The sequence below is a fragment of the Borreliella japonica genome, assembly GCF_030438115.2.
Classification (GTDB): Bacteria; Spirochaetota; Spirochaetia; order Borreliales; family Borreliaceae; genus Borreliella; species Borreliella japonica.
Genome location: NZ_CP179501.1, coordinates 21,104 through 30,814 on the forward strand (window position 1 = coordinate 21,104; position 9,711 = coordinate 30,814).

The 9,711-nt window shown below is 26.8% G+C and carries 11 protein-coding genes; 8 read left to right on the forward strand and 3 right to left on the reverse strand.

Annotation, left to right across the window (positions count from 1 at the left end; all coding sequences use genetic code 11):
- The first annotated feature begins 34 nt into the window (after positions 1 to 34).
- The 5 genes from QIA21_RS05835 to QIA21_RS05855 all read left to right on the forward strand — a co-directional run bounded on the left by QIA21_RS05835 (position 35) and on the right by QIA21_RS05855 (position 4,207).
- The gene (locus tag QIA21_RS05835; RefSeq protein ID WP_418905639.1) at positions 35 to 790 is read left to right on the forward strand and encodes a ParA family protein; all 756 of its coding nucleotides are present in this window, start codon (positions 35 to 37) and stop codon (positions 788 to 790) included.
- 50 nt (positions 791 to 840) lie between these two features.
- Positions 841 to 1,386, forward strand: a complete 546-nt coding sequence (locus QIA21_RS05840; protein WP_418905640.1) for a chromosome replication/partitioning protein — start codon at positions 841 to 843, stop codon at positions 1,384 to 1,386.
- 12 nt (positions 1,387 to 1,398) lie between these two features.
- Complete coding sequence (gene bdr, locus QIA21_RS05845) at positions 1,399 to 1,797, forward strand: Bdr family repetitive protein (protein WP_418905641.1); 399 nt, start codon at positions 1,399 to 1,401, stop codon at positions 1,795 to 1,797.
- 591 nt (positions 1,798 to 2,388) lie between these two features.
- Positions 2,389 to 3,729 (forward strand): DUF244 domain-containing protein, encoded by a 1,341-nt coding sequence (locus QIA21_RS05850; protein WP_418905672.1) that lies wholly within the window; start codon positions 2,389 to 2,391, stop codon positions 3,727 to 3,729.
- A 52-nt stretch (positions 3,730 to 3,781) separates the two neighbouring features.
- Positions 3,782 to 4,207, forward strand: a complete 426-nt coding sequence (locus QIA21_RS05855) for a DUF261 domain-containing protein (RefSeq protein WP_418905642.1) — start codon at positions 3,782 to 3,784, stop codon at positions 4,205 to 4,207.
- A gap of 5 nt (positions 4,208 to 4,212) precedes the next feature.
- Here the strand turns inward: QIA21_RS05855 and QIA21_RS05860 are convergent, their stop codons facing one another.
- Positions 4,213 to 4,989, reverse strand: coding sequence for a tyrosine-type recombinase/integrase (locus QIA21_RS05860; protein ID WP_418905643.1), 777 nt, complete (start codon positions 4,987 to 4,989; stop codon positions 4,213 to 4,215).
- Positions 4,990 to 5,424: 435 nt separating this feature from the next.
- On the opposite strand from QIA21_RS05860, the gene QIA21_RS05865 reads away from it, so the two are divergent.
- Positions 5,425 to 6,447, forward strand: a complete 1,023-nt coding sequence (locus QIA21_RS05865; protein WP_418905644.1) for a hypothetical protein — start codon at positions 5,425 to 5,427, stop codon at positions 6,445 to 6,447.
- Between the two features lie 96 nt (positions 6,448 to 6,543).
- Here the strand turns inward: QIA21_RS05865 and QIA21_RS05870 are convergent, their stop codons facing one another.
- Positions 6,544 to 7,230 carry a hypothetical protein gene (locus tag QIA21_RS05870; RefSeq protein ID WP_418905645.1) on the reverse strand — a complete coding sequence of 229 codons (687 nt, stop codon included), beginning with the start codon at positions 7,228 to 7,230 and terminating at the stop codon, positions 6,544 to 6,546.
- Positions 7,231 to 7,243: 13 nt separating this feature from the next.
- Complete coding sequence (locus QIA21_RS05875; RefSeq protein ID WP_418905646.1) at positions 7,244 to 7,588, reverse strand: TM2 domain-containing protein; 345 nt, start codon at positions 7,586 to 7,588, stop codon at positions 7,244 to 7,246.
- 213 nt (positions 7,589 to 7,801) lie between these two features.
- Between QIA21_RS05875 and QIA21_RS05880 the strand changes: the two genes are divergently transcribed.
- Together QIA21_RS05880 and QIA21_RS05885 are read left to right on the forward strand one after the other, a co-directional pair.
- Entirely contained in the window at positions 7,802 to 8,362 is a 561-nt protein-coding gene (locus QIA21_RS05880; RefSeq protein ID WP_418905647.1) for a DUF603 domain-containing protein, read from the forward strand.
- Positions 8,359 to 9,711 carry a PBSX family phage terminase large subunit gene (locus QIA21_RS05885; protein WP_418905648.1) on the forward strand — a complete coding sequence of 451 codons (1,353 nt, stop codon included), beginning with the start codon at positions 8,359 to 8,361 and terminating at the stop codon, positions 9,709 to 9,711. The genes QIA21_RS05880 and QIA21_RS05885 overlap by 4 nt, the downstream gene beginning before the upstream one ends.

Genomic DNA, 9,711 nt, shown 5'->3' on the forward strand with positions numbered 1-9,711 from the left:
GGAAAAAATATACGGAACAAGGACCACTAACAAAATGGATAATAAAAAACCTAAAATAATTACAATCGCGTCAATTAAAGGCGGTGTTGGTAAAAGCATGTTGTCAATTATATTTTCATATATTTTAAGTGAGGCCAACAATAAAGTGTTAGTTGTAGATTTAGACCCTCAAAATAGTTTGACAAGTTATTTTTTACGATATATTAGTAACATTGAAATAAATAATATTTATTATCTATTAAAAAGAGATCAAACAGTGGATTTTAACGAATATATAAATCCAATAAATAATAATATGTATGTTATTCCGTCCCATCCCATTTTGTGTAAATTTGAAAAAGAAGATATTACTTATAAAGAACTTATGTTGGAATTTATTTTTGATAATAACTTACATTATTATAATCTTGATTATGTGATAATAGATACTCCACCTAGTTTAAGTTCTTTATTATTTAATGCTTTAAATATTACACATAAAGTTATAATACCTATTCAAACGGAAAGATGGTCCGTAGAGTCTTTACCAATATTAATGAATGAAATAAAAGAAGTTGAAATGATAAGAAAAAAAAATATTGACACGTCAATAGTAGAAAACCAATTTATGAAAAATAGAAATACATATAAAGATATCGAAAGTATTTTGCAGCCAAAATACAAGGATCTTATTAAGGGAAGAGTTCATTTTTATAATGCAATTAAGGTTTTTATAAACGAATTAAAAGAGCCGGACAATAAAGAAATTTATTATCAAGAAATGAAAAAAATATTAAACAATTTATTATAAAAAGTATGCCGGCATATTTATTATAGTAAATTAAAACTTAGGAGGATTAAGTGTCAAAATTAAAAGTAAAAAAAATATTATTAAATAATAGAACAGATAGCATTAAAGAATTTGAAAATGACGAACTTGAATATAAAAGTTATAAAGATCAACTTCGTAGAATTACTATTGATGATATTGATAATAAAATTAAAACAATGAAAATATTATATAAAATAAGGGAAAAAAAACTTTATTTGATAGATGGTTATAAAAAATTTGAAGACTTTTTGTCAGAATTTATAATATCCAGAAGTCAGGCTTTTTTATATCTTAAAATTTATAGAAAAGTATTAGATGGAAGTGTATCAATAGGTGACATTAAAGAAAAAGGATTAAAGGGTGTATATAGAAACATATTAAACACAGAAATTAAAGAGGATAAATCAAGACAAAACCCAATAAAACCGTTAAGATTTCAACTTAAAAGTAAAGAGAGTTACAATTTTTATAAAACTAATTCTAAATTCACGGGGTTCTTATTAGACAAATTATTTAATAATGAAAAAGAAATAATTAAAAGAATTATGAAGGAATATAAACAATTAAAAGGATAATATGTAGATTTTATGAGTAATTTAGCGTACAGAACATATAACATAGAAAGTATAAAGAATGAATTTTTAAATAAAGGGTTTAGTGAGGAGGCAATAGATTTTGTTTTTCTTCACAATGATAATTTCAATTTTGAAGTTTTAAAAGAGAAAATGAATTCTTTGGAACAACAAATAATTAATGTAGAAAAGAACTTTCAAAAAGATATATCTAGATTAGATACTAAAATAGATAATGTAGAGAAGAGTTTAAACGCTAAAATAGATGGTGTAGAAAAGACCTTACAAAAGAATATATCTAGTTTAAAAAATGAACTTAATGCAAGTAATAGAACAATACAAGTAATGCTAATAGCGGGAATAACACTTGCTCCAATTATTTACTCTATATTCAATAAGTATTTCTTCAGTTGAAAATGAGTGAAATTTTTCAAAATATCAAGGTATTATAAGCTTATTTTGTGAATAGAAATATTCTATTTTAGATCTGTTTTAAATTAGAACTTATTCGAAGTTTATAACAAAAGAATTTAAATAAGTTCTTTTGTTATAAAAAGACAAATTGATTTTAATTCTAAATTGGCAGCCAAACTTAACTTTTAAAAAACTTGACAAAAGTAGTTTTTGCTATCTTATATGTCAGATAACGTTGATTGCATAAACACCAACGAAGGTTAATTATTTAGAATTTTCCAAAAATCATTAGTGGGAATTTATAGAATTTCTTTCGTAAGAGATTTTCTATAAGTTCTCCATATTTTTATTTACAAGAAATTTTGTGTAAAAGTTGACAAAAACATATACTATTGTATAATAGGTATAGTTAAAAAAATGTTAGTATCATAAATCAAAAATCAATTTAATTAGGTTGTGACTTAACAGATTTTCTAATAAAAGAATTTCGTTAAGTCCCACTTTTTTTACAAAAATTTTTGTTAAAAAAGTGGGAAAAATAGTTTTTGCTATATAATTATTTATATCAAAATTATGAGGAGGATGACAATTATGTCACACAAAAATAATAATTTAAATATTCAAGATAATATGCAAAACGGAGTATCCAACATGATGAATTTTGAGCAACAAAGTTTTATTGGTTGTGAAATATTTGAGGAAAAATCCTCTCCCATTAAAGAAAAAAGCAAATTAAGCAAGATAGGCAAAAAATTACCAGGAATAAGCAGTCAAGAATGTTTTAAGTTTAATCGAAATATTGATTTTAGCGTGCAGAGAAACAAACTCAATAAATATGGAGCTAGTGAAGTGGGTACTGTTCTGATTGGTGGAGCTGGACTTAAAGACTTGATGATAAACAGAGTGCTTAAATATTTTGGTATGAGTATGCCTTTTGAAGAGAATTTGTATATGCTCAAGGGTAAAGAGTTGGAAAATCTAGGATTTAGAGAATTTGTTAAAGCTCACGGTGATAATATTGATGTTTTGTATAAAAATAAATATGCCAACGGTGTTGATAAATATAATTATTTCAAAAAAATGGATGGTTTTACAACTTTAGTAGGCTCAACAATTGATGGATGGTTTATAAATAAGGATGGTGATATAGAACTTTTAGAGATTAAGAGTAGTGATTCTAATTATATGAGTAGTACTATAGCCGAGTACAATAAAAATGGCAATTTTTTAAGTAGCAAGTATTTTTTCAAATACTATGTGCAGGCACAAATGCAGCTAGCATGTACTGGACTTGAGTATTGTAATTTATTCTTCTTAATAGACGCCGCACCGGTTAACTGTAAGATAAAGAGAAATAATTCTTTGATATCAAAAGTTTTAGAATTTGTTCAAAAATGTGAATGGGAAGTTTTCAACGTAAGAAACGAAATTCTTGAAAAGAATGGGTCTGATTTATTAATCTCAAGTGATTATGATAATGATATGTTTATTAAGTTTATTGAAGAGATTGAGGAGTTGGTAGTAAAGAGTGATTTTTATCGATCTGGAGTTGAGTTTGACTGGATAAATGAATTTGTAGAGTATGTTGAGTGCACTGACCTTGAGATTAAAACCGAAGAGTCTGCTGTTAATCTTGAGTGTAAGCTGATTGAGATTGACAATCTAAAATCAGAACTAGATAAAATTCAAAATGAAAACAAAAGGAGAGAAAAACCTATTAAAGAACGGCTCAAAATTAAAATCAATGAAATTTTAGATAAATATCCACTAATTAATCATGTAAATTACAGATTCAAACAATTTGTGTTCAATTACGATCCTAAGAAAAGGGCAATAGCAGATAGATTTACGGAACTTTCGACAACAAATAATAAATTTTACTTGCCTAGCAATATGAGCAATATGTCGTATGCAAATAGTGTCCCCTTTTGAATGGGGGCACTAAAAAAATTAAAAAAAATATTTAACATTGGAGGATTAATTAATGCTTATTAGTAAAATAAAACAAAAAAATAGGAGTTTACTTGGAGAGATACAAAGATGGGGGTGTTATTTTTTATGCTTGCATTATTATACAAGTTTGTTGAAGAATATTGAATTTAATGCTTTTGGAATAAATGTGGCGTATCGCAGATTTTTAGGACTTGGGTACATCAAGAAAAATTGTTTTATTAATGATCCTTGTATGATACTTAATTATTATGGAATTAGAACTAGTGTTAGATATGAATCTTCCAATTACTTTGTGGCTGCTAATGAATTTGAAATAAGTGAAGTTAAAATTGAGGGTGTTAATGGGTCACACTTTATTGCTACAAAAGAGAAAGAAATATTATATGATTCACTTGATTTAAAGCCTAATGGAAAACTATTTAAAGTAACTTCAAAGCGAATATTTAAACTTAAGTAGCTATACTATAGCTTTAAGCTATTTTTGGCACATTTATAAGCTTGAATTTTGTTTGCAGAAGAGAGTCCATATATATTATCAATCTCAGATGTTGAGTGATATTTCATAAGTTCTTTAATTTGGAAAGAATTGTAACCATTAGATTTTAAATTTGAAATAAATAAATTTCTACATAAATGAAGTGATTTATTTGCTTTAAAGCCCGATCTTTTAAGAAGATTTTTGAATTTATTAGAAATATGGATAATGCTAATTTGATTATCTTTAAACTTATGTTTGGTTTTTTGGAAAAGATAAGTACGTCTAGTATCTAGATTTTTTTCTTTAAAATGATTCTTGTGAGCTATTTGAATAGCGTCAAACTCCTTAGAGTCAATAACAATTTCTCTAATACAAGTGACACTTCTTTTTTTTGCTACATTTACTTTTATATTGTAAAAAGTTTCTCCAGTTTTATTTGATAACCGGGTAATATCTTGCATTTTTACTTTTTGAATTTCAGTGCCCCTACAGCCACTTATTAAAAGTAAATGTACGAACCAACCAGATATCGGATCAATTTGTTTTAATTGTTTGATAGATTTTACGATTAATTTGCTGGTTTTTGGAGTTAAGTAGAACTTAGGACTTGGTTTTGGATTTTCTTTTTTACTTTTAGTTGAATTTTTTATGGTATTTTTTAGAATTTTGTTTTCATCTATTACTTTTTGATAATCTTTTATGAGTTTGAGGAAAAAATCCGAAGTGTCTTTATTTAAATTAAGATAATTATTAAAGTCCATAAAATCCTCTCCTTTTAAGTGTTACTTTTAAATTAAGTAAAAGTAATAAAAATAGATAAAAATTGCAATTTATATTTTATCAAAAATGTAAAATTTTAGTCAAATTTTGGTGTCTCTCATTGCAAGCAAAATCCGGGCTGTAGAATAGCTGTAAAGAACAGAAGTGGCAATTTTAAAGGGGGGCACTTAAGAAAGACAGAATACTTTAAGTGATATATAGCAAAGACTCTGAAATTTGATTTGTATGTGTTTTGTAGTCTTTTGTAATGAGCTGATCATTTGCAATGGAGAGATTTTCTAAGTTTGATTAAAATTACATTTTAGTTTTGTTACTTTGTAATTCGAAATGTAACAAAATTAATTAGTTAAATCTTTGAAAAATTGAATTTATTGGGTACTGCATTATCTTTAAAACTTACGGAGTAGGAGTAAATTATGAATAAAAAAATGAATAAAAAAATGAGAATATTTATTATTTGTGCTGTTTTTGCACTGATAATTTCTTGCAATAATTATACAAGTGGTGAAGATTTAAAACAAAATGTAAAAGAACAAGTTAAGGGAATTAAACAAGGTATAGAAATAGAAAGAAAAATTAAACAAGGTATAGAAGAACAAGTTAAGGGATTTTTAGAAAAAAAAGAAGGAATTATTTCAGATGATGAAATAGCAAAAAAATTAAAAGAAGAAGAATTAAAGGAGAAAAAAGAAAATAAACAAGAAAAAAAGAAAGAAGAAGAAAAGGTAGAAAGAGAAGAAAAACAAGAAACTAAAGAAGAATTAATACAGGGCGATGATCCTAATAACATAAATCAGGCTCAAATATTGCAGGCAAATAGTCAAGATAGCAAACTAGAATTAGAAGCAGTACAACAAAGTGAAAGTGGTGGTCAACAAAAAGAAGAAGAGAAAAAAGAAGAACAGGCAAAAGCTAAAGCAGAACAAGAAAGAAAAATAAAAGAAGAAAGACAAAGACAAGAAGAAAAGCAAGTTAAAAGCAAAATCAAAACACTTACAAAAAAAATAGATGAGATAAATAAGAATATTGATTCCATTAAGCATCAAAGTTGGTTCGTGGAAGATGTAAAAAGAGTAATAGTCGGGGCACAAGAAGTTATAGATAAAGTTACAGGGCCTATATATGACCATTTTACTGATGATAATAATAACGCTATATACTATACTTGGAATTTAGATGGAGGAGAAGATTCAGAATTAGAAGAGTTATTGAAAAAATTGAGCAAAACTAGAAGCGATTTAAGAACTAAATTAAATGTAGGTAATCAAGCGGCTACTTGGAACAATACGCCCCCATTAAAAGAAAACGTAAAGGTTGTCGAAATTGAATCAGACTTAGATAGCCTAAAATCAGAATTAGAAAGGGTTAAAACATATCTTACAAACGAATCTAATTTTGAAACAATTAAAGAGTATATCTTTAGCAGTGATGACGAATAATTTGAAATGTAATTTGCATTTAAGTATAAATTATAAAAAACAAGACTAACAACTAGTCTTGTTTTTTTGTTCAAATTTATATCTTTTAGTGCTTTTTTAATTTTTATTGGTTTTTGTATCATTCTCTTCTTTTTTTATGCTATTATTTTCTTTAATAAAATATTTTTTATATTTAGTATGTAATTTTTTATGATTTTCAAGATTAAATGTTATTGGATCTTTAAAAATTTCAAAAGCTATTTTAAGGGTTTTAGAAGTTAGTAGTTTTTTTGAAAAATCTTCTGATTTGGATGGAGGAATCATAAAACTAGCAAAAATATAATTATCATTATATAAATTAGCCGCTGAATAACATACTATATTCCCCTGTTTAATTTGTTCAGGAGTAAGTCTACATTCAGTTATTCCAATTGTTAGTTCAGATTCTTTTTCATTATCAAAAATATATTTGATTTTAATTTTATTTTTACTTTTTATATCATGTATATCAAAAAAACCAATATTGTGTTTAGTAGCAATATCATTGAAATTAAAATAATAATAACTTCCTAGGCTGCTATTTACAAAATTCATAAGTGCATGATTTTTATTTTGCCAATTTTCTGGTCTTTCTTCTGATTTTGTTGCAATCCAGGAGTATTCTTCATTATTTTCCTTTCCATTTGTAAAAAATTTACTATCTCCTAATACTTCTTCATTATTATTCTTATTATTATTTGATTTGCAGCTTAGAATGCTTATAAATAAAAATAAGAATACTACAAATTTTGTTTTATTAGTCATTTTAAATCCTTTTTTAAAGTTTTTTTATTAATATTCTTATGAAATCAATAAAGGCTATAATTTCTATTATTGCCAACAAAGGCATAGCAATTATGAATCCAAATCCCAAGGTAAAAATATAAAGTAAAATAGAGAAAATGGTTATACATAAAAACGCAGTACCGGTTCCCGTTTTCCCCACATAAAATCTATGAGCTCCTAAATAACCGAAAAATAAGCAGAATAATGCTGCTACCAATCTGTTATAAGATTTTTTAACTTGTTTATTTTTAACTCCACAAGCAATACAAATTTCTGCTTCTTTTTTAATTGGTTTGCCACAAGAATGACAATATATTTCATTCAAAGCTTTTGACATGATTTACGCTCCTTTTAAAAATAAAACATATCTATTGAAAAACATTTAAAATAAATAAGTTATATTTTTATGTATTTAAATTTAATGAATATTGTAAATATAGATCAGTAGTTAATAGGTGTATAGAAGTTATCAGTTTGTGTTAACAATTTATTAAATTGCTTTACTATTTAGAGTAACAATTTGTTAATTTTGTTACTTTAGAGAAATTTTTTGAAAAAAGTTAAACGTTCTTTTGATGATTATGTTGCGTACTTTAGAGAAGGATTATTGGATGATAGAGAAATAGCAGCTAAACTTGGAGTTTCTAGAGTAAATGTATGGAGAATGAGACAAAAATGGGAGAATGGGGAAACTTCTGTTGGTGATAATTCTAGAGTAACAATTAGTGAAGATACTTTTGAACACCTTGTAGCCCAAACTTTTAAATCAGAAGCTAAAGCTAGAAAAATTAAGGGAGAATTAGATTTAGAGCGCTCTAATTTAGAATTAGGATTTATACGAGCATTTAAACAATATGCAAGCATTGAACTAGCCAACATGCATTTAAAAATAGAAAATTTACAATCCGAAATTGCCTTTTTAAATAAAAAATGTAACAAGAAAAATGATGTTAATGAAAAAATCAGTTTGTTAAAGAGTGAGCTTAATGATCTAATAAAGGAGTGTTCAATAAGGGAAATGGAGCTTTACTATGAGTGTATGAAAAAGCTAACTTCTGCTCATGAAGTTGATAGTAAAAGTAACTACAAAAGTAGTAAAGGGTACAAGTGAATTTATATCAAACAAAATTTTTTACAACACTTCAAAAGGAATACAAAAGTCAGTTTGGAGTTGATATATCTAAATTTTTTGGAAAAACAAACTCTTTGGTTAATTTTGCTCAGTTTGAAGAGAAATATTTAACCGTAAAGCAAAATAGGGTGATAAAAAGTATCCAAAAGAACAACGAAAAGAAAATTATACTCAGTGGCGGTATAGCTAGCGGCAAAACGTATCTTGCATGTTATCTGTTTATTAAAAGTTTAATTGCAAATAAAGAGTTATATTCCAGTGATACTAATAATTTCATCATAGGCAATTCTCAACGTTCAGTTGAAGTTAATGTTTTGGGTCAATTTGAAAAGCTATGCAAACTTCTTAATATTTCATATATTCCAAGACATAGGAATAATTCATATATACTGATTGATTCACTACGGATTAATTTATATGGCGGGGACAAGGCAAGTGATTTTGAAAGGTTTAGGGGTAGTAATTCAGCACTTATTTTTGTAAATGAGGCTACTACTTTACATAAGCAAACTTTAGAGGAAGTATTAAAAAGACTTAGGTGCGCGCAAGAAACTATTATTTTTGATACCAATCCAGATCATCCAGAACATTATTTCAAAACTGATTATATCAATAATACAGCTACTTTTAAGACATATAATTTTACAACTTACGATAATGTTCTCCTAAGTAAAGAATTTATCAAAACTCAAGAGAAACTCTATAAAGATATACCAGCATACAAGGCAAGAGTTTTGCTAGGAGAGTGGATAGCAAGCACCGACTCAATTTTCACACAAATTAATATTATGCAAGACTATGTATTTACTAGCCCGATAGCATATTTAGACCCAGCGTTTAGTATTGGAGGTGATAATACCGCTTTATGTGTTATGGAGAGAGTTGATGATAAGTACTATGCTTTTGTATTTCAAGATCAACGACCGGCTATTGACCCTTATATTATGAATATGGTCAAGACTGTTTTACAAAATTTCAATGTACACACGCTTTACATAGAAGATAGGGATAATACTAAAGGTTCTGGAGGATTGACGCGTGAATATATGACTCTTAGAAAGAATATGAGTCAATATTTTAGAATTGCCCCAGTAAAGCCAAAGTCTAATAAGTTTAGTAGAATAGCATTGTTAATTACACCTTTTACCTACAAAAAACTTTATATTGCAAAGTATAGTAGTTCTACTGTATTTAGCGATATTTACGCTTATAAAGGGGATAATAAAACTCCCGATGACGCGCTTGATGCAATATCTGCTGCATATTTGATGTTGTCTTTAGGATATAGAGATAGAAGTGTTCATTTTGGCAATCAAAGATTTTTGTAA